This window comes from Streptomyces sp. KL116D, assembly GCF_030766975.1.
Classification (GTDB): domain Bacteria; phylum Actinomycetota; class Actinomycetes; order Streptomycetales; family Streptomycetaceae; genus Streptomyces; species Streptomyces longispororuber_A.
Map to the genome: position 1 here is coordinate 13,007 of NZ_JASERH010000010.1, position 24,759 is coordinate 37,765.

25 protein-coding genes are annotated in these 24,759 nt (G+C 71.6%); 14 read left to right on the plus strand and 11 right to left on the minus strand.

Annotation, left to right across the window (positions count from 1 at the left end):
• The 4 genes from RBJ77_RS03360 (at nt 1) to RBJ77_RS03375 (ending at nt 4,516) form a co-directional block, all read left to right on the plus strand.
• Nucleotides 1-1,731: a cytochrome c biogenesis protein ResB gene (locus RBJ77_RS03360; RefSeq protein ID WP_372343614.1), complete on the plus strand. Its 1,731-nt coding sequence runs from the start codon at nt 1-3 to the stop codon at nt 1,729-1,731.
• Nucleotides 1,728-2,822 (plus strand): c-type cytochrome biogenesis protein CcsB, encoded by a 1,095-nt coding sequence (gene ccsB, locus RBJ77_RS03365; protein ID WP_372343615.1) that lies wholly within the window; start codon nt 1,728-1,730, stop codon nt 2,820-2,822. The genes RBJ77_RS03360 and ccsB overlap by 4 nt, the downstream gene beginning before the upstream one ends.
• Nucleotides 2,823-2,906: 84 nt before the next feature.
• Nucleotides 2,907-3,524, plus strand: coding sequence for an RNA polymerase sigma factor (locus RBJ77_RS03370; protein WP_372343616.1), 618 nt, complete (start codon nt 2,907-2,909; stop codon nt 3,522-3,524).
• Entirely contained in the window at nt 3,521-4,516 is a 996-nt protein-coding gene (locus RBJ77_RS03375) for a CU044_5270 family protein (RefSeq protein WP_372343617.1), read from the plus strand. Before RBJ77_RS03370 ends, RBJ77_RS03375 begins: the two co-directional genes overlap by 4 nt.
• A gap of 22 nt (nt 4,517-4,538) precedes the next feature.
• Here the strand turns inward: RBJ77_RS03375 and RBJ77_RS03380 are convergent, their stop codons facing one another.
• Both RBJ77_RS03380 and RBJ77_RS03385 read right to left on the minus strand, forming a co-directional pair.
• Complete coding sequence (locus tag RBJ77_RS03380; RefSeq protein ID WP_372343618.1) at nt 4,539-5,516, minus strand: isopenicillin N synthase family dioxygenase; 978 nt, start codon at nt 5,514-5,516, stop codon at nt 4,539-4,541.
• 81 nt (nt 5,517-5,597) lie between these two features.
• On the minus strand, nt 5,598-6,191 hold the full coding sequence (locus tag RBJ77_RS03385; RefSeq protein ID WP_372343619.1) for a TetR/AcrR family transcriptional regulator: 594 nt from the start codon (nt 6,189-6,191) through the stop codon (nt 5,598-5,600).
• 102 nt (nt 6,192-6,293) lie between these two features.
• Between RBJ77_RS03385 and RBJ77_RS03390 the strand changes: the two genes are divergently transcribed.
• Together RBJ77_RS03390 and RBJ77_RS03395 are read left to right on the plus strand one after the other, a co-directional pair.
• Nucleotides 6,294-6,848, plus strand: a complete 555-nt coding sequence (locus tag RBJ77_RS03390) for a hypothetical protein (RefSeq protein WP_372343620.1) — start codon at nt 6,294-6,296, stop codon at nt 6,846-6,848.
• Nucleotides 6,845-8,707 carry a protein kinase gene (locus RBJ77_RS03395; protein WP_372343621.1) on the plus strand — a complete coding sequence of 621 codons (1,863 nt, stop codon included), beginning with the start codon at nt 6,845-6,847 and terminating at the stop codon, nt 8,705-8,707. The genes RBJ77_RS03390 and RBJ77_RS03395 overlap by 4 nt, the downstream gene beginning before the upstream one ends.
• 24 nt (nt 8,708-8,731) lie before the next feature.
• Here the strand turns inward: RBJ77_RS03395 and RBJ77_RS03400 are convergent, their stop codons facing one another.
• The 4 genes from RBJ77_RS03400 to RBJ77_RS03415 form a co-directional block, all read right to left on the minus strand.
• Nucleotides 8,732-9,703 (minus strand): zinc-binding alcohol dehydrogenase family protein, encoded by a 972-nt coding sequence (locus tag RBJ77_RS03400; RefSeq protein ID WP_372343622.1) that lies wholly within the window; start codon nt 9,701-9,703, stop codon nt 8,732-8,734.
• A gap of 112 nt (nt 9,704-9,815) precedes the next feature.
• Entirely contained in the window at nt 9,816-10,265 is a 450-nt protein-coding gene (locus tag RBJ77_RS03405; protein WP_372343623.1) for a nucleoside deaminase, read from the minus strand.
• Nucleotides 10,266-10,301: 36 nt separating this feature from the next.
• Nucleotides 10,302-11,708 (minus strand): cytosine permease, encoded by a 1,407-nt coding sequence (locus RBJ77_RS03410; protein ID WP_372343624.1) that lies wholly within the window; start codon nt 11,706-11,708, stop codon nt 10,302-10,304.
• A gap of 108 nt (nt 11,709-11,816) precedes the next feature.
• A complete protein-coding gene (locus RBJ77_RS03415) occupies nt 11,817-12,212 on the minus strand; it encodes a PLD nuclease N-terminal domain-containing protein (RefSeq protein WP_372343625.1) in 396 nt (131 codons plus the stop codon).
• 98 nt (nt 12,213-12,310) lie between these two features.
• Here RBJ77_RS03415 and RBJ77_RS03420 point away from each other — a divergent pair, with 98 nt between their 5' ends.
• Together RBJ77_RS03420 and mqnP are read left to right on the plus strand one after the other, a co-directional pair.
• Complete coding sequence (locus tag RBJ77_RS03420; protein ID WP_372343626.1) at nt 12,311-13,765, plus strand: menaquinone biosynthesis decarboxylase; 1,455 nt, start codon at nt 12,311-12,313, stop codon at nt 13,763-13,765.
• Nucleotides 13,762-14,667 carry a menaquinone biosynthesis prenyltransferase MqnP gene (mqnP, locus tag RBJ77_RS03425; protein ID WP_372343627.1) on the plus strand — a complete coding sequence of 302 codons (906 nt, stop codon included), beginning with the start codon at nt 13,762-13,764 and terminating at the stop codon, nt 14,665-14,667. Before RBJ77_RS03420 ends, mqnP begins: the two co-directional genes overlap by 4 nt.
• A 71-nt stretch (nt 14,668-14,738) precedes the next feature.
• Here mqnP and RBJ77_RS03430 read toward each other — a convergent pair whose 3' ends face one another.
• Entirely contained in the window at nt 14,739-15,347 is a 609-nt protein-coding gene (locus RBJ77_RS03430; protein WP_372343628.1) for a rhomboid family intramembrane serine protease, read from the minus strand.
• 93 nt (nt 15,348-15,440) lie between these two features.
• Between RBJ77_RS03430 and RBJ77_RS03435 the strand changes: the two genes are divergently transcribed.
• Nucleotides 15,441-16,121, plus strand: a complete 681-nt coding sequence (locus RBJ77_RS03435; RefSeq protein ID WP_255975099.1) for a UbiX family flavin prenyltransferase — start codon at nt 15,441-15,443, stop codon at nt 16,119-16,121.
• Here RBJ77_RS03435 and RBJ77_RS03440 read toward each other — a convergent pair.
• Nucleotides 16,118-16,252: a hypothetical protein gene (locus RBJ77_RS03440; RefSeq protein ID WP_255975133.1), complete on the minus strand. Its 135-nt coding sequence runs from the start codon at nt 16,250-16,252 to the stop codon at nt 16,118-16,120. The genes RBJ77_RS03435 and RBJ77_RS03440 overlap by 4 nt on opposite strands.
• 139 nt (nt 16,253-16,391) lie before the next feature.
• Here RBJ77_RS03440 and RBJ77_RS03445 point away from each other — a divergent pair, with 139 nt between their 5' ends.
• Both RBJ77_RS03445 and mqnE read left to right on the plus strand, forming a co-directional pair.
• Nucleotides 16,392-16,847, plus strand: coding sequence for an Lrp/AsnC family transcriptional regulator (locus tag RBJ77_RS03445; protein ID WP_255975098.1), 456 nt, complete (start codon nt 16,392-16,394; stop codon nt 16,845-16,847).
• Between the two features lie 51 nt (nt 16,848-16,898).
• Nucleotides 16,899-18,062 (plus strand): aminofutalosine synthase MqnE, encoded by a 1,164-nt coding sequence (gene mqnE / locus RBJ77_RS03450; protein WP_372343629.1) that lies wholly within the window; start codon nt 16,899-16,901, stop codon nt 18,060-18,062.
• Between the two features lie 624 nt (nt 18,063-18,686).
• Here the strand turns inward: mqnE and RBJ77_RS03455 are convergent.
• On the minus strand, nt 18,687-19,208 hold the full coding sequence (locus RBJ77_RS03455) for an N-acetyltransferase family protein (RefSeq protein ID WP_372343630.1): 522 nt from the start codon (nt 19,206-19,208) through the stop codon (nt 18,687-18,689).
• A 135-nt stretch (nt 19,209-19,343) separates the two neighbouring features.
• Here RBJ77_RS03455 and RBJ77_RS03460 point away from each other — a divergent pair, with 135 nt between their 5' ends.
• The 3 genes from RBJ77_RS03460 (at nt 19,344) to RBJ77_RS03470 (ending at nt 22,142) form a co-directional block, all read left to right on the plus strand.
• Nucleotides 19,344-19,640, plus strand: a complete 297-nt coding sequence (locus RBJ77_RS03460) for a DUF4229 domain-containing protein (RefSeq protein ID WP_255975094.1) — start codon at nt 19,344-19,346, stop codon at nt 19,638-19,640.
• Between the two features lie 375 nt (nt 19,641-20,015).
• A complete protein-coding gene (locus RBJ77_RS03465) occupies nt 20,016-21,362 on the plus strand; it encodes a dicarboxylate/amino acid:cation symporter (protein ID WP_372343631.1) in 1,347 nt (448 codons plus the stop codon).
• Between the two features lie 165 nt (nt 21,363-21,527).
• Entirely contained in the window at nt 21,528-22,142 is a 615-nt protein-coding gene (locus tag RBJ77_RS03470) for a TetR/AcrR family transcriptional regulator (protein WP_372343652.1), read from the plus strand.
• Here the strand turns inward: RBJ77_RS03470 and RBJ77_RS03475 are convergent.
• On the minus strand, nt 22,139-23,008 hold the full coding sequence (locus RBJ77_RS03475) for a MaoC family dehydratase (RefSeq protein ID WP_372343632.1): 870 nt from the start codon (nt 23,006-23,008) through the stop codon (nt 22,139-22,141). The two genes, RBJ77_RS03470 and RBJ77_RS03475, sit on opposite strands and share 4 nt — an antisense overlap.
• A 366-nt stretch (nt 23,009-23,374) precedes the next feature.
• Entirely contained in the window at nt 23,375-24,715 is a 1,341-nt protein-coding gene (locus tag RBJ77_RS03480; RefSeq protein WP_372343633.1) for a 3-oxoacyl-ACP reductase, read from the minus strand.
• Nucleotides 24,716-24,759: the final 44 nt, after the last annotated feature.

Genomic DNA, 24,759 nt, shown 5'->3' on the forward strand with positions numbered 1-24,759 from the left:
ATGAGCAAGACGACGAACGACCGCAAGCCCGCCGAGCAGGAGTCGGCGGCGAGCGCGGAGGCCACCGAGCTCGAAGCCGCGTCCCAGCTGAGCACGGCCCCCACGGAGGACCGGGCGCCCACCCTGCCCAAGCTCGGCGTCATCGGCTGGGTGCGCTGGTTCTGGCGGCAGCTGACCTCGATGCGGGTCGCGCTGATCCTGCTGTTCCTGCTCTCCCTCGGCGCGATCCCCGGCTCGCTCATCCCGCAGACCGGCACGGACCCGCTCAAGGTCGAGGACTTCGAGAAGGCGCACACCACCCTCTCCCCGATCTACGAGAAGCTCGGGCTCTTCCACGTCTACAGCTCGGTGTGGTTCTCCGCGATCTACATCCTGCTGTTCGTCTCGCTGATCGGCTGCATCGTCCCGCGCACCTGGCAGTTCGTCGGCCAGCTCCGGGGCCGCGCACCGGCCGCGCCCAAGCGCCTGACCCGGCTGCCCGCCTACGCGACGTGGCGCACCGAGGCCGCCCCCGACGACGTCCGCGCGGCCGCGCTCACGATCCTGAAGAAGCGCCGCTACCGCTCGCACGTCGCCGGTGACGCCGTCGCCGCCGAGAAGGGCTATCTGCGCGAGGCCGGCAACCTGGTCTTCCACATCGCGCTGATCGTGATGCTGATCGCCTTCGCCTGGGGCCAGCTGTTCAAGTCCGAGGGCGGCAAGCTGATCGTCGAGGGCGACGGAGGCTTCTCCAACACCCTGTCGATGTACGACGACTTCAAGTCCGGCAGCCTCTTCGACACCGACACCGACCTCGCCCCGTTCAGCTTCCAGCTGGACAAGTTCGTCGGCACGTACGAGCGCAACGGCCCCAACAAGGGCACCCCGCGCACCTACCGCGCCGACGTCACGTACAGCGAGGGCACCGACGGCAAGGACAAGAAGACCTCGATCGAGGTGAACAAGCCCCTCGAGATCGACGGCACCAAGGTCTATCTGAACGGCCACGGCTACGCGCCGACGGTCACCGTCCGCGACGGCAAGGGCAAGATCGTCTCCCGGCAGTCCGTCGCGCTGCTGCCCATGGACTCCAACGTCACCTCCAGCGGTGCCATCAAGGTCATGGACGGCTACCGCGACAAGAACGGCAAGAAGGAGCAGCTCGGCTTCAACGCCTTCTTCGTGCCGACCTTCGCGGGCTCCGGCAAGGGCGACATGTTCTCCCAGTTCCCCGCGCTCGACTTCCCCGTCCTGGCGCTGTCCGCGTACCACGGCAGCCTGGGTGTCGACTCCGGCATCCCGCAGAACGTGTACCAGCTGGACACCTCCAAGATGAAGAAGTTCAAGGACTCCAAGGGGGAGCTGCTCAAGAAGCGGCTGCTGCCCGGCGAGACCATGAAGCTGCCGAACGGCGCCGGCTCGATCACCTTCGAGAAGGACGTCAAGGAGTGGGCCAGCTTCCAGATCACCCACCAGCCCGGCGACGGCTGGGCGCTCACCGGCGCCGTCGCCGCGATCTTCGGTCTGGCCGGTTCCCTGTTCATCCAGCGCCGCCGCGTCTGGGTGCGGGCCGTCCGGGGCGCGGACGGGGTGACCGTCGTCGAGATGGCGGGCCTCGGCCGCAGCGAGTCCGCGAAGCTCCCCGAGGAGCTCGGCCACCTGGTCGACCAGTTGCACACCGAGGCGCCCAGCGCCCCCGAAACCCCCGACTCATCCACAGCTGTTCCTGCCGCCGAAGGGGCTGAGAAGTGACTCTCGCCGCCGCAGCCAACGAGAATCTGGCGCACACCAGTAACGTCCTCATCTACTCGTCCATGGCCGTCTATCTGCTGGCCTTCTTCGCGAACATGGCCGAGTGGATCTTCGGCAGCCGCAGCAAGGTCGGCCGTACCGCGGCCGCCCTGACCGGCAAGGCCGGGGCCGCCGCGGCCGCGGGCGCCGCCCCCGCCGTCACGGTGCAGCAGAAGAACGGCGGCACGGCCGTCCTGGAGCGGCCCAAGGTCGTCACCCGCGCCGCCGCCGGCGCCCGCGACGTACCGGACGGGCCCGGCGCCTCCGGCGGCGACGAGCAGGGCGACCTCTACGGCCGCATCGCCATCTCGCTCACGGCGCTCGGCTTCCTCGTCGAGCTCGTCGGTGTGGTCACCCGGGCGCTCTCGGTGGAGCGCGCCCCGTGGGGCAACATGTACGAGTTCAACATCACCTTCTCCACGGTCGCCGTCGGCGTGTACCTCGCGCTGCTCGCACTGAAGAAGAACGTCCGCTGGCTCGGCCTCCCGCTGGTCACCACGGTCCTGCTCGACCTCGGTCTCGCCGTCACCGTCCTGTACACCGCCAGCGACCAGCTGGTGCCCGCGCTGCACTCGTACTGGCTGTACATCCACGTCTCGACGGCGATCTTCTGCGGCGCGGTCTTCTACGTCGGCGCCGTCGGCACGATCCTGTACCTCTTCAAGGACAGCTACGAGAACAAGCTCGCGAGCGGCGGCCGGCCCGGCCGGTTCGCGACCTCCGTCATGGAGCGGCTGCCCGCCTCGCAGTCCCTCGACAAGTTCTCCTACCGGGTGAACGCGGCCGTCTTCCCGCTGTGGACGTTCACGATCATCGCGGGCGCCATCTGGGCGGGCGACGCCTGGGGCCGCTACTGGGGCTGGGACCCCAAGGAGACCTGGTCGTTCATCACCTGGGTCGCCTACGCCGCCTACCTGCACGCCCGCGCGACGGCCGGCTGGAAGGGCCGCAAGGCCGCCTACCTGGCCCTGATCGCCTTCGCCTGCTGGATCTTCAACTACTACGGCGTCAACATCTTCGTCACCGGCAAGCACTCGTACGCCGGGGTGTGACGCGCAACTCCCTCACCCCGAAGGCCGGTTCCCTGTGACGCACGTCACGGGAACCGGCCTTCGGCGTACGGACAGTTGAAGGGTGTGGAGACGGAGCAGGGGGACGCATCCGCGCTGCGGGCGCGCATCAGGGACGGCGACGCCGGCGCGTTCGCCGAGCTCTTCGACGCCTACGCGCGCAGCGTCCACAACCACGCCTTCCGGCTGACCGGCGACTGGTCGGTGGCCGAGGACGTCGTCTCGCTGACGTTCCTGGAGGCATGGCGGCTGCGCGGCCGTACCGACCCGGACGGCGGCTCGCTCCGCCCGTGGCTGCTCGGCATCGCCACGAACGTCACCCGCAACACCCGCCGCACCGCCCGCCGGCACGCCGCGGCGCTGTCCCGGATCCCGCCGCCCGAGCCGGTCCGTGACATCGCCGACGACGTGGCGGGGCGCCTCGACGACGCCGCGTACCTGCACGCCGTCCGCACCGCCGTGCACCGGCTGCGCCGCGCCGAACGCGAGGTGCTCGCCCTGTGCGTCTGGGGCGGCCTCGACTACGCGGCCGCCGCCGAGGCCCTCGGCATCCCCGTCGGCACGGTCCGCTCGCGGCTGTCACGGGCCAGGGCCCGGCTCACCGCGGAACTCGCCGCCGGGCCAGGACAGACGAAGGGCGACCGGTCGTCCGCGGCCGGGCCGCCGAAGGAGGGACGCCCATGACCGCCATCCCGCCGTCCCACGACCGGGACCTGCCGCCGGGCCGCCACCGCGTCCGGCGGGAACACCTGCTGCGCGAGATCGCCCCGCAACGGCCAGGACCGGTACGGCCGTCCTGGCGCCGGCCGGCCTTCCTGGCCCCGGCCGCCGCCGCGGCGCTGACCATCGCCGTGGTCGTCGGGGTCACGGTGACGCGGGACGCCTCGCCGGTCCGGCCGGAGGGCGGTACGCACGGCGGCGCGGCGAGCACCGCGGCCGGTCCGACGGCGAGCTCGCGGGACGCCGCGGAGCTCCTGGAGCGGATCGCCGACCGGGCCGAGCGGCGCACCGCGCCCACCGCCGCCGACGACGAGTTCGTCTACCTGCGGCGGGTGGCCTACTTCTGGAAGACGGACCCGGACAAGAAGCCGGGCGGTGACTGCGCCACGACGAGCGAGGGCCACGAGGACGGCCTGGTGGAGCTGTGGGTGTCGGCCGACGGGGAGCACACCGGGCTGCGCCGGGAGCGGGGCACCGACGGCCGGCCGGTGGACCGGCCGATCGTCAGGAACGGCCAGTACACGGACACGTCGTACGCCAGGGCCCGGAAGCTGCCCACCGACACCGCCGGCATGGCGCGCTGGCTGCGCGCGCGGGGCGGCACCGGCGACCGCGCCACCTTCGAGAACGCGGGCCGGCTGCTCAGCACGTCCTGGCTGCCGCCGCGGGTCGAGGCCGCGGTGTACCGGGCGCTGGCCCGGATGCCCGGACTCGTCGTCGTCGACGCGGCGAAGGACGCGGCGGGCCGCACCGGTGTCGCCGTCGCCCTGCCCGCGGAACCCGGCACCCGGGCCGAACTCGTCTTCCGCGACAAGGACCTGTCGTTCCTCGGGGATGCCACCGTCGACACGGCCGCACCGGAGAACTCCTGCGACACCCTGCGGCCCGGCGACGTCGTCGTCGGCACCGCCCTGATGGGCCGCGCGATCGTCGGCGCCCCCGGCGAAACCCCCTGACGGCGGCTGCGCGCCGGGTACGTCAGCCGACCGTGATCGCGTCGAGCTTCGCCCGCAGGTACACGTGCGAGTCCACCGGCTCGTACGCGACCTTCCCCTTCGGGGCGGGCAGCGGCGCCACCTTCGTGCGCGGATCGCACTCGTAGAAGTAGACGAGCGACATCAGCTCCTCGGCGGGCGCGTCGGCCGGCGGCGGCAGCACCCGGTGGCGTCCCGAGCGCCAGCGGTCGCCGGTCCAACGGGCCATCAGGTCGCCGATGTTGACGGTGAACGCGTCCGGGTCCCACGGCGCGTCCTCCCAGCCGCCCGCGTCGGTGAAGACCTGGAGGCCGCCCTTGCCGGCCTGCCGGTCGAGGACGGTGACCGTGCCGAAGTCGGTGTGCGGGCCGATCCGGAACTGGCCGGGCTCGGGCGGGCCGACGACCTCCGTGCCCGGATACCAGTTGATGTTGAAGCCCCAGGTGGGGTGTCCGGTGTGCCGGGTGAAGAAGTCGCCGGGCTCGTCGAGCGCGACCGCAAGGAGCTCCAGCAACTGGTCGGACAGGGCCCGCATATGGGCCAGGTACGCCTCCACCGGAGCGCGCAGCCCGGGAGCCCGGTCCGGGAAGACGTTCGTGCCGGACCACTCGGCGTGCACGGCCGGATCGGCGAAGGCGCTGTCCGTGGCGTACGACAGGGACTCCTTCAGGTCCGGCGGGGTCTCGGTGCCCTCGGCGTAGCCGTTGGCCTCGGCGCCCGGGCCGAGCCAGCCGCGGCCGCCGACCCGCACCGCGTACGGCTCCTTCGCGGCGGCGGGCAGCCGGAAGAAGGGGCGGGCCGCCTCCCGGATCCGGGTCCGCAGCGCGGGATCGACACCGTGCCCGGTGACCAGCAGGAACCCGGCGGTCCTGAGCGCGTCGTCCACGGTCGCGGCGATCTCGGCGCGGGCGTCCGGGTCGCCGGACAGCCACGGCCGCAGGTCGATGGTGGGGATACGGGGCGAGCCCGGGGAAGCGGTCATACGTCCACTCTCGGGGGCGCGGAAACACCGGGGCAACGGTGCACGGCGGGACGCGGCGCGCGCCCCCCGGACGGCCGGGGCTCAGGGCGCGAGCGAGCGCCAGATCCGGTCCGGCAGGACCCGCGCGGCCTGGTCGAGGTCGATGTCGTCGATGCCGGACAGCCAGCGCCTGGCCGTCGCGATGATCGGGCCCATCACCAGGATCTCCACCAACGGGCCGGTCAGCGGGGCGACTTCGCCGGACGCGACGCGCTCCTCCATCCACAGTGCCAGCGGCGACAGGCGCGCCTCCTGCGCGTCGCGCAGCTGCTTCGCCTGCGCCATGCCGAGCCGGTCGGCGTACGAGGAGTGCAGCAGCCGGGCGGCGTCCGGGTACTCCCTGATGAACCGCAGATACGTTTCCACCAGGGCCCGGATCCCGCCCCGTGCGGTCCGGGAGCGGCCGAGGGCCGCGCTCAGGTCGCCGAGCAACCGGCCGAGCCAGCGCAGCAGCAGGGCGTTCATCAGCCCGTCGACGCTGCCGAAGTGGTGGTAAAGGCTGCCGAGGCTGACCCCGCTCGCCCTGGTCAGGGCGCTGACGGTGATGCCGTCCTCGCCCGCGTCCGCGTACACCCGCAGGGCGGCGTCGAGGAGCCGGTCGGCGGTCTCGGCGCCGCGCTGTTGCTTGGGACTCATGGTGCCGACCAGCCTAGAACACCGCATTCCGTTCGTGGTTTCTAGAGTGAAGTTCTAGAAAATTATTCCAATAAGGTGATCCTCTGCGTCACACTGATCACCGTGTCCCAACAGCCGATACCCCCCACGCCGCAACCGGGCCGCCCGCCTCAGAACAACGCCCGCGGCTGCCTGGCCGCGGTCGCCACCGTCGCGGCCATCGCCTTCGTGGCGTTCCTGCTGAGCCAGCTCGGTGACGACGACAGCAGCGACGACTCGGCGTCGTCCGCGTTCTCGTCCCCGGCGTACTCGTCGCCCGCCTACTCGTCCCCGGCCGTGAGCGATCCGTACGCGTCCAGTGATCCGTACGCGTCGAGCGACCCGTACGCCACGCCCAGCGCCGAGGACCCCAGCCCCTACACCTCGGGCACCTGTCTGAACGGGACGCTGCCCGACTCCACGACGGCGCAGGAGGTCGACGACGTCGACGAGGTCGACTGCTCCGCGTCCGACGCGCACTACCAGGTGATCGAGACGATTCCGCTGACCTCCGACATGAGCCGCTGCGAGAGCAACTCCCGTACGCAGTACGCGTTCTCGTCCCGCTACACGATGAACGGGGCGGTCGTGAACGAGTACGTGTACTGCCTCGTCGGCCTGGGCTCGTACGCGCGATGACCGGGACGGGCGAGGCGGGGGAGCGGGGCACCCTCGATCTGACGGGCAGCGGTGCCGAGCCGTTGCGGGACCGGGACCCGCGGCGGATCGGTGAGATCGCGCTGGTGGGCCGGCTCGGCTCCGGCGGCATGGGCCGGGTGTACCTGGGCGTCGTCGACGGGCGGTTCGCCGCCGTCAAGCAGATGCTGGCATCGGTCGTCGCCGAGGACCGGGGCTTCGTGCGCCGGTTCGGCCAGGAACTGGACAATCTCGCACGGCTTCCCGAGGACGCCACCGCGCCGCTGCTGGCCGGTGACCGCGACGCGGAACCGCCGTGGTTCGCCACGGCGTACGTCCCCGGGATCACCCTGGCCGAGGCCGTCGAGCGGCACGGGGGACCGCTCGACGGCCGAGGCCTGTGGTCGCTGCTGCGCACCGCCGCGAAGGGTCTGACCGCGGTGCACGCCCTCGACATGGTGCACCGGGACCTCAAGCCGTCGAACGTGATGCTCACCGCCGACGGCGTCACCCTCATCGACTTCGGGATCGCCCGCGCCGCCGAGCAGAGCCAGCTCACGCAGACCGGCCTCGTGGTCGGCACGCCGGCGTACATGTCGCCCGAACAGGCCTCGGGGTCACGGCGGTTGACCGGCGCGTCCGACGTGTTCGCGCTCGGTCTGCTCGTCGCCTACGCGGCCGGCGGCCGCTGGCCGTTCGGGGACGGCGGCGAGGGCAGCCCGCTCTACCGGATCGTGCACGACGAGCCGGACCTGGGGCCGGTGCGCGAGCGGGACCCGGAGCTCGCCGGGATCGTCGCGTCCTGCCTCGACAAGGACCCCGAGGGCCGGCCGACGGCCGCGGAGCTCGTGGAGCTCGCGGGCACGGCAGGCGGCTCCGGGACGGCCGACGGGGTGTGGCCCGGCCCCGTCATGGAACTCCTGGCCGAACGGGCGGAGTTCGCGGCGCGGGTGCCGGAGGGGACACCCGCGCCGCCTTCCGAGGCCGGCGGGACCGCAGAGTCCACCGGGTCGCCCGAGCCGCAGGAACCGGCGGAGAAACCGCGCGAACGGCGGCGCAGGACCCGGGTGTTCCTCGCCGTGGTCCCGGTCGTCGTGGTCGCCGCCGGCACCACGCTCGCAATCCGGAACCTGCCGTACGAGGGCGGTGGCGCGGAGGCGGCAACGACGCCGAGCGCCCAGGTCTCCGCCACCGCGGGGCCGGCGGGCGACAGGGACCCGGGCGGCTCGGCCTCGCCCTCGGCGAAGGCTTCGAAGAAGGGCGAGGCCAAGGACAGGAGCAAGGACAAGGGCAAGGGCGCGGACCAGGGTTCGGGCGAGCCGAAGGACACGTCCGGGGGGTCGTCGGGCGCTGCCGGGGGTGCCGGATCGGGCGGGGGAGCCGAGGCCGGGGGCGGCGGATCGGACACCACCGGCGACGGTTCGGGCGGCGGCTCGTCGGGCGGAGGGTCCGCGTCCGGCGGCGGCTCGTCGGGGTCGTCGGGCGCCGGCGGCGGCACGCCACCGGACTCCGGCTCGTACCGGCTCAAGAACGGGGACACCGGGACGTGCCTGGTCCGGTCGTCGGGTCCCACCGTCGCCCTGGGCGCCTGCTCGGGCGCCGACGCCACCTGGAAGCTCGTGAGCAACGGCGGCAGCTTCAAGCTGTACAACGCGACGCTCAGCATGTGCCTGACGAACTCCTACGACGGCCAGAACCTCACCGTCGCGGGCTGCGACCTCGGCATCGTGTGGAACTGGGGCGCGAACGGATCACTGCGCAGCACCAAGACCGGCGGCTGCATCGACACGGTCGGCTACGGCGACGGCCTGACGACCGCCGCCTGCTTCGGCGGCGCCCGGCAGAAGTGGGTCAGGCTGTAGGGCCTGTCGGCGGGGCGGCGCCGGTCAGCCGGTCACCCGCAGCAGCAGCTTCCCGGTGCTGGTGCGCGAGCCCATCAGCCGGTGGGCCTCGGCCGCGTCGGCGAGGGCGAACTCGCCGGTGACCGGGAGCTCGACGCCGGGCACCGCGAAGGCCCGCTCGGCGAGCGCCCGCAGCTCCTGCGGCGCGGTCCGCGCCAGGGTGAGGATCGAGAAGCCGCCCACCAGGTTGGCCGTGGGGAACAGCTCGGGCTGGCCCACCTGCCACGCCGGGGCGGACGACGCGTTGCCGAAGGAGACGATCCGGCCGAACACGGCGAGCGCCTCCCGGGTCTCCCGGAACGTCTCGCCGCCGACCGGGTCGAGTGCCAGGTCGACCCCGCGCCCGTCCGTCAACTCCCGTGCGGCGGCGGCGAATCCGGGGGTGCCGGGGAGGACGGAGTCGTAGCCGTACTTGAGGGCGTACGCGGCCTTGGCCTCGCTGGAGGCGATCCCGATGACCCGGCCCGCCCCGGCCGCCCGCGCCAACTGCCCGGCCACGGTGCCGACTCCGCCCGCCGCGCCCTGCACCAGCACGCTCTCGCCCGCGCGCAGCCGGCCCACCGAGTGCAGCAGGGCGTACGCCGTGGGGAGCACCGTCGGCAGGGTCGCGGCGGCGCGCAGATCGCGGCCGGCGGGCAGCGGGAAGACGGTGACGGCGTCGGCGACGGCGACCTCCGCGTAGCCGCCGCCCTCGGTGAGCGCGGCCACCTCCTGGCCGACCGCGAGGCCCTCGACCCCCGGGCCCAGGGCGCGGATCCGGCCGGAGACCTCCAGTCCCGGCACGCAGGGGAGCGCGGTCACCCGGTACCCCTCCGCGCGCGCCTTGAGGTCGGCGAAGTTCACCCCCGCGTACGCGACGTCGACCGACACCTGGCCGGGGCCAGGCTCGGGGACGTCGGTGTCCACCGCCCGAAGGACCTCGGGACCGCCGTACTCACCGAATCGCACCGCACGCATGACACACGCCTTCCGCCGGACCGGCAGTGTTCGTCACGCGACGAACACCCGAGGGTTCAGACTGTACGACGCACAGCGAACACTCGGCAACCGGTCCACGGCACCCGGCGGTTCACTCGCCGATGTCCTCGTTCCACAGCTCGGGCTTCGCCGCGATGAAGTCCTCCATCAGGCCGACGCACTCCGGGTCGTCGAGCAGCACGATCTCGACGCCGTGCTCGGCCAGCCAGTCGTGCCCGCCGTGGAACGTGCGCGCCTCGCCGACGACCACGCGCGAGATCCCGAACTGGCGCACCAGACCCGAGCAGTACCAGCAGGGGCTGAGCGTGGTCACCATCGTGGTGCCCTGGTACGAGCGCTGCCGGCCCGCGTTGCGGAACGCGTCGGTCTCGCCGTGCACGGACGGGTCGGCGTCCTGCACGCGCCGGTTGTGGCCGCGGCCGAGCACCTCTCCGTCGGCCGAGTAGAGGGCGGCGCCGATCGGGATGCCGCCTTCGGCGAGACCGGCCTTCGCCTCCTCGACTGCGGTGGCGAGCCACTTGCGGGCGAGATCGAGATCCATGACGTACGGGCCTTTCTGCGCGGGTTCTGAGCGGTGCTATGCGGGGGAGCCGGCCCGGTCGCGCCGCCGGAGCAGCGCGTACAGGAGGGCGCCGACGGCGAAGCCGACCGGGCAGGTCAGATCGCCGACGGCCGGCCAGGTGCTGGGCACCCAGCCGACGAACAGAGTCTGGTTGGAGAACAGCGGCACGGACACCGCGACGCCGGCCAGCAGTGCGATCAGGCCCGCCGGATTGGTGAACGTCCGGTCCTGGAGCCGCCCGGCGAGCGTGTCCTCGGGCAGTGCCCGCAGCCAGTGCTCCATGAGGGCGACGCCCAGCCAGGGCGCGATCCAGTAGGCGATGACCAGCAGGAAGTTCTCGAAGGCGTGGCCCGCGTCGGCGAGCGAGGCCCAGCCGGCCGCCGTGCCGACGGCGCCGACGATCGCGACGAGCGAGGCGCGGCCCAGCCACTTCGGCAGCGGCAGGGAGAGCGAGGAGATGGAGACGGCCGCCGAGTAGACGTTCAGGGTGGCCGCGGCCATCGCGCCGAGGATGATCGCGACGAGCGTGAGGTTGCCCAGCCAGCCGGGCAGCTGGCCGACGAACGCGTCGGTGGGGCTGGCCCCTTCGGGCGCGGCCAGGGTGCCGGACGCGGCGCCGATCACCGACACCACGGCGATCGACACGAACAGGCCGAGGCCCGCGTACCAGGCGGTGGCGCGCGGCGGGGTGTCCGCGGGGAGGTAGCGGGCGTAGTCGGCGGCGCACGGGTTCCAGCCCGCGGTGAAGCCGAAGCAGGCGCTGAAGGCGAGCATGAACCCGCCGAAGCCGCCGCTCGCCGCCGCGCCGGAACCGGCGATGTCGGCGCCCTTGAAGATCCACACCGCGGCGATCAGGAAGATCACCGCGAGGACCGGGAACGCGTACTTCTCGAACCGGTGCACCAGGTCGTGCCCCACGTACCCGATGACGATCTCGAGGACGACGAGGATCAGCAGGCTGGGCAGCGGGGCGAGCCCGGTGAGGGAGTTGAGCGCGAAGGCGCCGCCGACGGTGTTCACGGCGAACCAGCCGACGCCGGCGACGAAGGCGTTCACCCCGGACGGCAGGGCGTTGCCCCGGTGGCCGAACGACAGCCGGCCGATCACCATCTGCGGGACGCCGAAGCGCGGGCCGTCCGTCGACAGGACGCCGTGCGCGAGCGAGCCGAGCCCGGCGCCGAGCACCAGCGCGGCCACGGCCTGCCAGAAGCTCAGGCCGAAGGCGGAGACGGACAGCACCCCGATGAACAGGGTGGCGAAGCCGACCTGCGGCGAGGCCCAGGTCCACAGGAGCTGACGGGGGCTGCCGTGCCGCTTGTCGTGCGGCACGGGCTCCGCGCCGTGCTCCTCGACGGCGATCAGCCGCTCGGGTCCTGTGGCGACGTCGGGAGCGGGCGCGGAGGCGTGCGTGGGTCTGGACATGGGCCTTTACGGGGGGCATGGGCGGGACGGGTTCCGCCTACCAGTGTGCGGTACACACACCGCCGCCCGGACAGGCCCTAGGTCACTCGGTGCCCGACGGGCCCGAAGTCACTCCGTGCCCGGCTCGCGCTCGCCCTCGCGGCGCTTGAGGTCCTCCTCGCGGCGGCGCAGGTCCGCCTCCCAGTCCTTGAGGAGCGCCTCGTCCTTCTTGTTCTCCTCCTTGAGGGAGGCGAGGAACTCGGGGTTGTCGTCCGGCGCGACGTACTGGGTCCGGTGGTTGCGGTGCCACTCGGAGGGCGTGGCGCCCCCGGCGGGCGCGTGGCGCCGCTTGCCCGCCGCGAGCCAGGCGATCGGACCGACGAGCACCTCGCCGAAGAGCAGGATGATGATGACCCAGACCACCTTCGGCAGGCCGCGCACCTCCTCCTCGGGGGTGTTGAGGCAGTCGATGAAGGCGTAGATCCACAACGCCAGGACCAACAGGAACGGCAGATACCTCAGCACGGCCGGACAACCCCCTAGTGAGACGAGAGGCACAGGGTAGCGGCAACGGGTGACAGCCCCCGCCGGGATCCGTGGAGGGGGATGACAAACTGGAACGCATGGCTTACGACGATCTTCGCTCCCTGCTCCGGGCGCTGGAGCGCGAGGGCGACCTGTTGCGCATCAAGGCCGAGGTCGACCCGTACCTGGAGGTCGGTGAGATCGTCGACCGGGTGAACAAGGCCGGCGGTCCGGCCCTCCTCTTCGAGAACGTGAAGGGCTCGGCGATGCCCCTCGCGATGAACGTGTACGGCACCGACCGGCGGCTCCTCAAAGCCCTCGGCCTGAAGTCGTACGACGAGATCAGCGAGAAGATCGGCGGTCTGCTCAAGCCCGAACTGCCGCAGGGCTTCGTCGGGATGCGCGAGGCGTTCGGCAAGCTCGGCTCGATGGTCCACGTGCCGCCGAAGAAGGTGAAGGAGGCCCCCGTCCAGGAGGTCGTCCTGACCGGCGACGACGTCGACCTGGAGCGGCTCCCGGCCCTGTTCACCTGGCCCGAGGACGGCGGCTCCTTCTTCAACCTGGGGCTCACCCACACCAAGGACCCGGAGTCCGGCGTCCGCAACCTCGGCCTCTACCGGCTGCAGCGCCACGACAAGCGCACCATCGGCATGCACTGGCAGATCCACAAGGACAGCCGCAACCACTACCAGGTGGCCGCCAAGCGGGGCGAGAAGCTGCCCGTCGCGATCGCCTTCGGCTGCCCGCCCGCCGTCACGTACGCCTCGACCGCGCCGCTGCCCGGCGACATCGACGAGTACCTGCTCGCCGGGTTCGTCCAGGGCAAGCGGATCGAGATGGTCGACTGCAAGACGGTGCCGCTCCAGGTGCCGGCGAACGCCGAGGTCGTCATCGAGGGCTGGCTGGAGCCGGGCGAGATGCTGCCGGAGGGCCCCTTCGGCGACCACACGGGCTTCTACACGCCGCAGGAGCCGTTCCCCGCGCTGAAGATCGACTGCGTGACGATGCGCAGGCGCCCGCTGCTCCAGTCGATCGTCGTCGGCCGCCCGCCGACCGAGGACGGCCCGCTGGGCCGCGCGACGGAGCGCTTCTTCCTGCCGCTGCTCAAGGTGATCGTCCCGGACATCGTGGACTACCACCTGCCCGAGTCCGGCGGCTTCCACAACTGCGCGATCGTCTCGATCGACAAGAAGTACCCGAAGCACGCCCAGAAGGTCATGAGCGCCGTGTGGGGTGCGCACATGATGTCGCTGACCAAGCTGATCGTCGTCGTCGACTCCGATTGCGACGTCCACGATCTTCATGAAGTCTCGTGGCGCGCGCTCGGGAACACGGACTACGCCCGTGACCTGACCGTCGTCGAAGGCCCGGTCGACCACCTCGACCACGCCTCCTACCAGCAGTTCTGGGGCGGCAAGGCGGGCATCGACGCGACGAAGAAGTGGCCCGAGGAGGGTTACACCCGGGACGGCGGATGGCCCGAGATGGTCACCTCCGACCCTCGGACGGCGGCCCTCGTGGACCGCCGTTGGAAGGAGTACGGACTCAAGTGAGCAGCGCTTCAGCAGCGATCCCGCAGCAGCCGGGACGCACCAAGGCCTTTCTGCGGCTGGTCATGATCGAGCACTCGGTGTTCGCGCTGCCCTTCGCCTACATCGCCTCCCTCACCGCGATGTTCGAGCTGGACAAGAACATCCACTGGGGCCGCCTCCTGCTGGTCACCATCTGCATGGTGGGCCTGCGCACGTTCGCGATGGCGGCGAACCGGATCATCGACCGCGAGATCGACGCCCGTAACCCGCGCACCGCGCACCGCGAGCTCGTCACGGGCGCGGTGTCCGTGAAGTCGGCGTGGACGGGCGCGCTGATCGCCCTGGTGATCTTCCTGGCGTCGGCCGCGCTCCTGAACCCGCTCTGCCTGGCCCTCGCGCCCATCGCGGTGATCCCGATGGTCGTCTACCCGTACGGCAAGCGGTTCACGAACTTCCCGCAGGCCATCCTCGGTCTCGCCCAGGCGATGGGCCCGATCGGCGCCTGGATCGCGATCACGGGCTCGTGGTCGTGGGACGCGGTGATCCTCGGTCTCGCGGTCGGCATCTGGATCGGCGGCTTCGACCTGATCTACGCGTGCCAGGACGTGGAGACGGACCGCGAGGTCGGCGTCATGTCGGTGCCGGCCCGCTTCGGCATCCCGGCCGCGATCCGGGGCGCCCGCGTCTGCCACTTCCTGACCACGGCCCTGTTCGTCTGGTACGCGCTGGCCACCGATGCCGGAACGTTCTTCTGGGTCGGCCTGGTGATCGTCGCGGGTGCCTTCCTGTACGAGCACTCGATCGTGAAGCCCCACGACCTGTCCCGCCTCAACCGGGCGTTCTTCCAGGTCAACGGCTTCATCGGGATCGCGCTCTTCGTGTGCGCGCTGCTCGACCTGCTGGTGCGCGGGCTCACGGTGTAGCGCAGGCGGAAGGCGGCGAAGAGGGCGGAAAGGGCGAAGAGGGCGCTGAGCAGACGGGGACCGGTGGCCCGTCAGGGCTGGGTGCGCGGGCCGCGGCGGAACACGAACGCGGCCGCCACCCCCGCGACGAGGCCGATCAGATGGCCCTGCCAGCTCACGCCCTCGTTCGCCGGGGACAGGCCCGCCAGGAACGTGGTGCCCCAGTAGGCCGCGACGAGCAGCCCGGCGACGATGCCCAGCGGTCTGCGCTCCACGAAGCCGCTGAGCAGGACGAAGCCGAACAGGCCGAATATCAGGCCCGACGCACCCGCCGTGTTCGTGTGGGCGGGGGCCACCAGCCACACGCCGAGCCCGTCGGCGACGACGATCAGGGCGCAGGCGGCGAGGAAGCGGCGCACGCCGGAGAGCGCCGCGATGAAGCCGAGGACCAGCAGCGGCACCGTGTTCGCCGCGACGTGACCGAAGCCGAAGTGGATGAAGGCCGCGGGCACGACGTCCGCCAGCTCGGAGGGGTCGCGCGGCTGGATCCCGAACCGGTCGAGCGCGTGGCCCGACGCCACGTCGACCACTTCGAGCAGCCAGAGCAGGGCCACCCAGCCGACCATCACCTTGCCGGCCGTCACCGCCCGCTCGCCCGCCGGCCACTTCCGGGTCGTGCCCGGTGATCCTTCGTACGTCATCTCAGCCCCCACCCCCGGGCCCGCCCGTCACAGACCCAACGCCCACGGCCCCTGCGCAAGTTCCCATCATGGCCCGCCGGATAGGCTCGTGGTGTGGAGCACGTCAACGCAAGCAGCCGCAGGCCCTGGGTCGTCGGGGTGTCCGGCGCCTCGGGAACCCCGTACGCAGCCTCCGTGCTGCGCGCCCTTCTGGCCGCGGGCGAGTCCGTGGACCTGGTCGTCTCGCGGGCCTCGCGGCTCACGCTGCTCGACGAGACGGGCATCGCGTTCCGGGACGCGCACTGGCGCGAGGACCTGGCCGAGTGGCTGGCGCGCGGCGCGGACGGCAAGCCCGGCACGTTCACCGGGATCGCTCTGGACGACGTGCGGTACTGGGCCGCGGGTGATCTCGCGGCGGGCCCGTCGTCGGGTTCGTACCCGGTCAAGGGCATGATCATCGTGCCCGCCTCGACGGCGTGCGTGGCGGGCGTGGCCCTGGGTCTGTCGAAGGACCTGCTGCAGCGCGTGGCGAGCGTGACGCTCAAGGAAGGGCGCAGGCTGGTGGTCGCGGTGCGGGAGACGCCGTTGAACGGGCAGACCCTCAAGCACCTGGTGACGCTCGACGAGGCGGGCGCGGTCGTGCTGCCCGCCTCGCCGGCGTTCTACGCGGGGGCGACGCACATCCAGGATCTGGTGGACTTCGTCGCGGGGCGGGCGCTGGACGCGGCAGGAGTGCCGCACACGCTGTACCGCCGTTGGGAGGGAGAGCTGGGGGGAGGCTCTCGGGAGGGTTAGCGCTTCTTGGCGCGGGCGGCGTGCTTCTTCGCCGCGCGGCGCTCGGTGGTGGCGGACTGGTGGACACGCGAGCGATTGGCCAGGTCCTGCAACTCGCGCATGCGGGCGTAGGCCATCTCGATCGTGAACACGGTGACAACACTCCTGAAATTCGATGATCTGCAGTGATCCGGTGACTGAGCTTTAGATCTTGCGGGGTGTCGCCCCCGCATGCCTTAGATTCTACACGTAAACTCGCGTCAACGCTGAATAATGAAAGGCTTTGGACCTATGGACGCCGTGGACAGGCAGCTCATCCAGGCCCTGCGCGAGAACGGCCGCGCCTCGTATGCGGAACTGGGCCGTCTCGTCGGCCTGTCGGGACCCAGCGTCACGGACCGCATCAACCGTCTGGAGGCGGCCGGGGTCATCACCGGCTACCGCGCCACCGTCGACTCGGCCTCGCTCGGCCTGGGCGTCATCGCGCTGATCGGCATCTCGCTCTCCGACGCCGCCGACCACGAGGACGTCGCGCACCGCCTGAAGGACCTGCACGAGATCGAGGACTGCTGGTTCATCGCGGGCGACGACTCGTACATGCTCAAGGTGCGGGCCAGTGACGTCGACGGACTGGAGAGGACGATCCGCCGTCTCAGCGGCACGAAGGGCGTCTCCCGCACCCGGACGACCATCGTGCTCTCCACGAAGTGGGAGAACCGGGTCGGGGAGCTTCCCGAAGAGGCGTGAGCGTACGGTGGAGCGGACCTACGGGTCGTGTCGTCGAGGAGAGGTACGGGCATGGACGCAGGGCTCAAGCGCGAGCTGGAGCAGAAGGTCGGAGACGGTGAGCGGCTGTCCCGCGAGGACGGCATCGCGCTCTACGAGTCGGACGACCTGGCCTGGCTCGGCGGCCTCGCCCACGAGGTGCGGACCCGGAAGAACGGCGACGTCGTCCACTTCAACGTCAACCGCCACCTCAACATGACGAACGTCTGCACCGCCTCCTGCGCGTACTGCTCGTTCCAGCGCAAGCCGGGCGAGAAGGACGCGTACACGATGCGCATCGAGGAGGCGGTCAAGCTCGCCAAGGCGATGGAGTCGGAGAACCTGACGGAACTCCACATCGTCAACGGCCTGCACCCGAACCTTCCGTGGCGCTACTACCCGCGCTCCCTGAAGGCCCTCAAGGAGGCGCTGCCGAACGTCGGCCTGAAGGCGTTCACGGCCACGGAGATCCACCACTTCGAGAAGATCTCGGGGCTCTCCGCCTCCGAGATCCTCGACGAGCTGATCGACGCGGGCCTCGAATCGCTCACCGGCGGCGGCGCGGAGATCTTCGACTGGGAGATCCGGCAGCACATCGTCGACCACGACACCCACTGGGAGGACTGGTCGCGGATCCACCGGCTCGCGCACGAGAAGGGTCTCAAGACCCCCTCGACGATGCTCTACGGGCACATCGAGGAGCCCCGGCACCGCGTCGACCACGTGCTGCGCCTGCGCGAGCTCCAGGACGAGACCGGCGGGTTCCAGGTCTTCATCCCGCTGCGCTACCAGCACGACTTCGTCGACATGAAGGACGGCAAGGTCCGCAACCGCCTCCAGGCCCGTACGACGATGGCGACGGGCGCCGAGGCGCTGAAGACCTTCGCGGTCTCGCGGCTGCTGTTCGACAACGTGCCGCACGTGAAGTGCTTCTGGGTCATGCACGGGCTGCAGACCACGCAGCTCGCGCTGCAGCACGGTGCGGACGACATGGACGGGTCGGTCGTCGAATACAAGATCACGCACGACGCGGACAACTACGGGACGCCGAACAAGCTGACCCGTGAGGATCTGCTCGACCTGATCCGCGATGCGGGGTTCCGGCCCGTCGAGCGCAACACGCGCTACGAGGTCATCCGGGAGTTCGAGGGGCCGGACGCGGGGCGCCGCGACGAGCCCCAGCCGATGCGAGTCTGAGACAACGGGTGGGCGGGTCCGCGTCCGCCCTGTCGTCGGGCGTCGCCGGGTGCGGCTGATCCGTGCCTGGTCGCGCAGTTCCCCGCGCCCCTGAAAAGCCGAGTGCGTCTGCGGGCCGGTGGGGCTTCTCGCGCCGTTCCTCGCGCCCCTGAAAAGCCGAGTGCGTCTGCGGTCCGGTGGGGCTTCTCGCGCAGTTCCCCGCGCCCCTGAAGAGCCGACTTTGTCTGCGGGTTCGGTGGGGGCTGGTCGCGCCGTTCCGCGCGCCCCTGGGAAATCGACTTTGTCCGCGGGCCGGTGGGGGCTGGTCGCGCCGTTCCCCGCGCCCCTGGGAAATCGACTTTGTCCGCGGGCCGGTGGGGGCTGGTCGCGCCGTTCCCCGCGCCCCTGGGAAATCGACTTTGTCCGCGGGCCGGTGGGGGCTGGTCGCGCCGTTCCGCGCGCCCCTGAGGGCCGACTGCGTCTGCTGGGCCGGTTCTTCGTCGCGGACTGCGGGTGCGTTGTGGTTGCTCGCGCCGTTCCCCGCGCCCCGGAGGCCTCGGGCCTCCTGGAGGCGCACGGAGTGTGCCTTTCAGGGGCGCGGGGAACTGCGCGACCAGCCCCCACCGGCCCGCGGATGGATCCCGGTCACAGCGGCAGCAGCATGTGGATGTCGTCGCGGTCGTCGCCGGGGGAGACGCGGATCGCCCCGGGGATGCGGCCGACCTCCTTGTAGCCGCACGCCGAGTAGAACGCATCGGCCCCCGTCCCCCCACGACACGTGAGCCGCAGCGCCTCGACCCCGTCGAACCCCCGGGCCGCCTCCTCCGCGGCAGCCATGAGCGCACGCCCGTACCCCTTGCCCTGCTGCCGCGGCCGCACCATCACCGTGTACAGCCACAAGTGGTGCCGCATCAGCCGGTGCTGGTTGAACGCCAGGAACGCCGTCGCCGCGACGGCCCCCTCCGCGTCCCGGCCGACGAGGAGCCGGATGCGCCCTTCCGCGATCCCGGTCAGGTGCCTGAGCAGTTCAGGGCGTATGTCGTCGGGGGTGACCGGAGGGACGAAGCCGACGGCCCCGCCCGCGTTCGAGACGTCCGCCCACAGGGTGAGCAGCCCGTCGCGCAGGTCGGGAGTGACGGCAGGGTCGAGTTCGAAGTGCAGCGACATGAGGGCGAGCGTAGACGCGGGGGCACCGACGGCGTTCGGCCGCAACCCCGCTGAGTCCGGGTGCTCCTCCGCGTGCTTCACTGGAGGACGCTCGTCCTGTAAGGGCACCTTTTCGGAACGGAAGAGTGGATTGACATGCTCCGCTACACGCTGATGCGCCTCGGGGTCTTCGTGGGCTGCTTCCTCGTCGTCTGGGGTCTCGTCGCCACCGGCATCGTCCCCAGCGGCATCGGGGGCTCCTACTGGCTGTGGATCGCGCTGCTCGCGCTGGTGGTCTCCGCGCCGCTGAGCTTCGTGCTGCTGCGCGGCGAACGCGACCGCGCCTCCGTCGGGATCGTCGCCCGCGTGGACCGCGCCAAGGCGAACATGGAGTCCAACCGCCGCATGGAGGACGACGCCGACGACGCCGCCCGCGCGCAGCGCGCCTCGTAAGGCCCGCGCGGCTCGTAAGTTACGTCACAGACAGGCCCGGCCCCGGCACCGTACAGGTGCCGGGGCCGCCTGTGTTTTCAAGGTAAATGCGGTTTAAGGGGCATACGAGCAGTAGCCCTGTCCCAAAGAAGGCCTTTGATGTTCTCAAAGGGCTGGTGTTAACGTTCCCGACATGAAGACATCAGCCGCGCACCGTACTGCCATGAGCGTTCCGCTCGTGGCGCGCCTGCATGTCGATCTCTGCCGCTGCATGTCCGCGGCCTGTCGCGCCTGACGCGACCTTCCCGATGCAGCGGCGCCGTTGACCTCATCTCGCGGTCGCCGCTCCTGCACGTCCCCCTCCTGTCCCCGCGTGTCACCACTGGAGTCGCATCCGTGTCCGCGAACACACCCGCCGCCGAGCAGAAGCGCGGCTTCCGCATACCCATTCCGTTCTGGGCCCAGGTCCTGCTCGGCCTCGTCGTCGGCCTGGTCCTCGGCTACGTCGCCCGTACCTACGACGTCGCGTGGCTGGCCACGACGCTCGACAAGGTCGGCGGCATCTTCGTCCAGCTCCTGAAGCTGGCCGTCGCCCCGCTCGTCTTCTTCGCGATCCTGGTGTCCATCACCAATCTGCGGAAGGTCAACAACGCGGCCCGCCTGGCCACCCGCACCCTGCTCTGGTTCATGATCACGTCGCTGATCGCGGTCGTCATCGGCCTCGCCATCGGCCTGCTCACCAACCCGGGCAACGGCTCGGACCTCACCCCGGCCGACGGCGCCAAGCCCGACCACGCCGGCAGCTGGCTCGACTTCCTCACGGGCATCATCCCGACGGACGTCATCACGCCGTTCACGCAGCTCAACGTCCTGCAGATCGTCTTCATGGCGGTCGTCGCCGGCATCGCCATCCTGAAGATCGGCGAGAAGGCCCAGCCGATCCTCAGCCTCTCCGAGTCCGTCCTGGAGCTGCTGCAGAAGGCCCTGTGGTGGGTCATCCTGCTCGCCCCGATCGGCTCCGCCGGCCTCATCGGCCGCGCCATCGTCCAGTACGGCTGGGACCTGCTCGGCAACTACGCGACGTTCACCATCGACATCTACGTCGGCTGCGCCCTGGTCCTCTTCGGCGTCTACCCGCTGCTCCTCGCGACCGTCGCCAAGCTGAACCCGCTGCAGTTCTTCAAGGGTGCCTGGCCCGCCATCCAGCTGGCCTTCGTCTCCCGCTCCTCGGTCGGCACCATGCCGGTCACCCAGCAGTCGGCGATCCGCCTCGGCGTCCCGAAGGACTACGCCTCCTTCGCCGTGCCGTTCGGCGCGACGACCAAGATGGACGGCTGCGCCGCGATCTACCCGGCGATCTCCGCGATCTTCGTCGCCCAGATCTTCGACGTGCAGCTGGGCATCAAGGAGTACCTGCTCATCGCGTTCGTCTCCGTCATCGGCTCCGCCGCGACGGCCGGCCTCACCGGCGCGACCGTGATGCTGACCCTGACCCTCTCCACCCTGGGCCTGCCCATGGAGGGTGTCGGCCTGCTCCTCGCGATCGACCCGATCCTCGACATGATGCGCACCGCCACGAACGTGGCCGGCCAGGCGCTCGTCCCGGTGATCGTCTCCGCCCGCGAGAAGATCCTCGACCGCACGAAGTACGACAGCGCCACGGCGTCCGGCTTCGACGACGACATCGAGGTCTACGAGCACTCCCCGCGCGACGAGTCCCAGCCGGTGCCCGCCACCGTCTGACGTCCCCGGACCCGTCGCACCACCGACTGTGCCCCGCCCCGGACTCCGGGCGCGGGGCACAGTCGCGTGCCGAGGGCTGCGTAGGCTGAGCGGTGCACGACGTGTGGAGGAAAGGCGGCTGGGGTGGGCGGCGACGTGAAGGCCGGGGCGGTGCGGCAGAAGAGGATGCCTCGGGCCGAGCGGGAGCGGCAGATGATGGACGCCGCGGTCCGGGTGTTCGGGGAACGGGGCTACCGGGCCGCCTCGATGGACGAGATCGCCGATCTGGCGGGGGTCTCCAAGCCGCTGGTGTACCTGTACCTGAACTCGAAGGAAGAGCTCTTCACCGGCTGCATCCGGCGGGAGGCGGCGGCGCTGATCGCCGCCGTGCGGGCCGGGGTGCGGCTCGACGCCCCCGCGGACCGGCAGCTGTGGGAGGGCCTGACCGCCTTCTTCTCGCACACCGCCGAACACCCCGACGGATGGGCGGTGCTGCACAGCCAGGCGCGCACCGGCGGCGAGCCGTTCGTCGCCGAGGTCGGGGCGATGCGCGACGAGATCGTCGCGTTCGTGACGTCGCTGATCGCCGAGGCCGCCCGGGCCGCGCACGGCGATCCCGAGCTGGCCGAGCGGGAGGTGGCGGGGCTCGCCCAGGCCCTCGTCGGCGCCGCGGAGGCGCTCGCGGGCTGGGCGAACACGGATCCGTCCGTCTCCGCGAAGGAGGCCGCCGCCACGATGATGAACTTCGCCTGGGCGGGGCTCGGCAACCTGATGGACGGGCGGCGCTGGTCGCCCCGTTAGCCGCGGTCCGTCGACGGGCGGACCTCACCGGTGACGTGCACGCGCCCGCCCTTCGCCGCCCGCAGCTCGAAGGCCGGGCCCCGCGCCCCGTACGTCACCGAACCCGGCAGCAGCACCGGAGCCCGGAACCCGGCCCGTACGTGTACGGGCCCGTGCGCGCCGAACTCCGCCAGGCACCTGGCCACCGTCCACATGCCGTGGGCGATGGCGCGCGGGAAGCCGAAGAGGCGGGCGGTGAGCGGGTGGAGGTGGATCGGGTTGCGGTCGCCCGACACGGCGGCGTAGCGGCGGCCCAGGTCGGCGCCGAGGGTCCACTCCGTGAGCGTGGGCAGGGGTTCGGCCCCGGCGTCCTTCGGCGCCCCGGCGGCCGGTTCGGACGTCTTGTGGCGGGCCAGGTAGGTGCTGGTCGAGTGCCAGACCGGGGTGTCGGCGTCACCGCCGCGCAGCTCGGTCACGACGACGGCCTCGGTGCCGCGGTGGTGCGGCACCAGGTCCTCCGTCCTGACGGTCAGTTCGTACGGCCCGGTGGGGGCGAGGTCCTGGTGCTGGGTGATCTCGATCGACGTGTGGACGAGACCGAGCAGCGGCAGCGGGAACGTGCGCTGCGCCATCAGGCGCATCGCGAGCGGGAAGCCCAGGACGTGCGGGTACGTGAGGGGGAGTTCGTCGCGCTCCGTGGGGAACGCGCAGACCCGTTCGTAGGCGGTGAGGTGGCTCTGGTCGATCCGGAGCCGGGGGACGGTGAGGGTCGTTCCGTCGGGGAGCGGGGCGTTCGGGCGGGGCCGCTTGAACGGGGAGAGTGCGGCTCCGCGCAGCATCTGGGGGAGCAGGGCGGGCGGTGCGACGAGCGTGTGCCGGGTAGGCATCTGACTCCTTGTCCGTAGGGTTGAGGGTGGGTGGGCGCTGTTCGCGGGCTGCGGGTCTCGTCGTGGTTGCTCGCGCAGTTCCCCGCGCCCCTAAAAGCAGACTTCGGCTGCAGGCCGGTGGGGCTTCTCGCGCAGTTCCCCGCGCCCCTAAAAGCAGACTTCGGCTGCAGGCCGGTGGGGCTTCTCGCGCAGTTCCCCGCGCCCCTAGAAGGCATGCGCTGGGCCTTCCCCACGGGGGAGATGCCGCACCGCAGGTGCGCATCTCAGGGGCGCGGGGAACTGCGCGACCAGCCACGACGCGACCCGCAGTCCGCGACGAAACCCCGCACGGCAGACGCAGTCGGCGACCCCGCCCACCCGGAGGGATCACGCTCCGAGGAGCGACTGGCCGCACACCCGGACCACCTGGCCGTTGACCGTCCCGGAGCCGGGGGACGCGAACCACGACGTCGTCTCCGCCACGTCGACCGGAAGCCCGCCCTGGCCGAGGGAGTTCATGCGCCGCCCCGCCTCCCGGATGAACAGCGGAACCGCCGCCGTCATCTTCGTCTCGATGAAGCCGGGCGCCACCGCGTTCACGGTCACCCCGTGCTCGGCCAGCGCCCGCGGCGCCAGCGACCGCACGAGACCGACGATGCCCGCCTTGCTCGCCGCGTAGTTGGTCTGCCCGGCGTTGCCCGCGATCCCGGCGATGGACGCGGTGGCGACGATGCTGCCGCCGCGCCGCACCGCCCCCGCCTTCAGGAGCGCGTCCGTGGTGCGCAGCACGCTCGCGAGGTTGACCTCGACGACCGAACTCCAGCGCTCCGCGGGCATGTTGGCGAGCCGCCTGTCCCGGGTGATGCCCGCGTTGTGGACGACGACGTCCAGACCGCCGGGTGCGAACCCGGCGATCCGCTCGCCCGCGTCGTCCGCCGTGATGTCCAGCGCCAGGGCCCGCCCGCCGAGCCGCTCCGCGACCTTCGTCAGATCGGCCTCGGCGGAGGGGACGTCGAGCAGGACGACGTCCGCCCCGTCGCGGGCCAGGGTCTCGGCGACGGCCTCGCCGATGCCGCGCGCCGCGCCGGTGATCAGGGCGGTGCGCCCGGCAAGGGGCCGCGCCCAGTCGTCCGGGGACGCCGACTCGCCCAGCGCGGGCCCCACGTCGATCGCCTGGCCGCTGACGTACGCGGACCTGGGCGACAGCAGGAAGCGCAGCGTCGACTCGGCCGCCGGCGCCGCACCCGCGAGCCGGACCAGGTTCACCGTGCGCCCGCGGCCGATCTCCTTGCCGAGCGAGCGGACGAAGCCCTCCAGGCCCTGCTGGGCGGCGGCCTGGTGGTGGTCGTCGGGCGACGGCGGCGCGCCGATGACGACGACGCGGCCGCTCGCCGCGACCGACCGCACGGCCGGGTGCAGGACGGCGTGCACCTCCGCCAGGTCCGCCGGACCGCCGACCGCCGTGGCGTCCACGACGACCGCCGCGGGCCGCACGGAGTCGCCGGCGCCGGAGAGCGTGCCGCGCACGTCGAGGCCCGTCCTGGCCAGGATCGCCGCGAGCTCCTCCCGGTGCGCCGAGGTGCCCGCCGTGAAGTGCATCAACTGGCCTTCGAGAGCCGGGTGTTCGGGGCTCCAGCGGCGCAGGGGGGCGGGCTGCGGCAGGCCGAGGCGCCGGGTCAGGAAGCGGCCGGGGGCCGTGCCGGTGAAGGTCAAGTAGCGGTCGGCCATTGTCCAACTCCCTGTGGGGTCGTAAATTTACTTCGGAGTAAGGT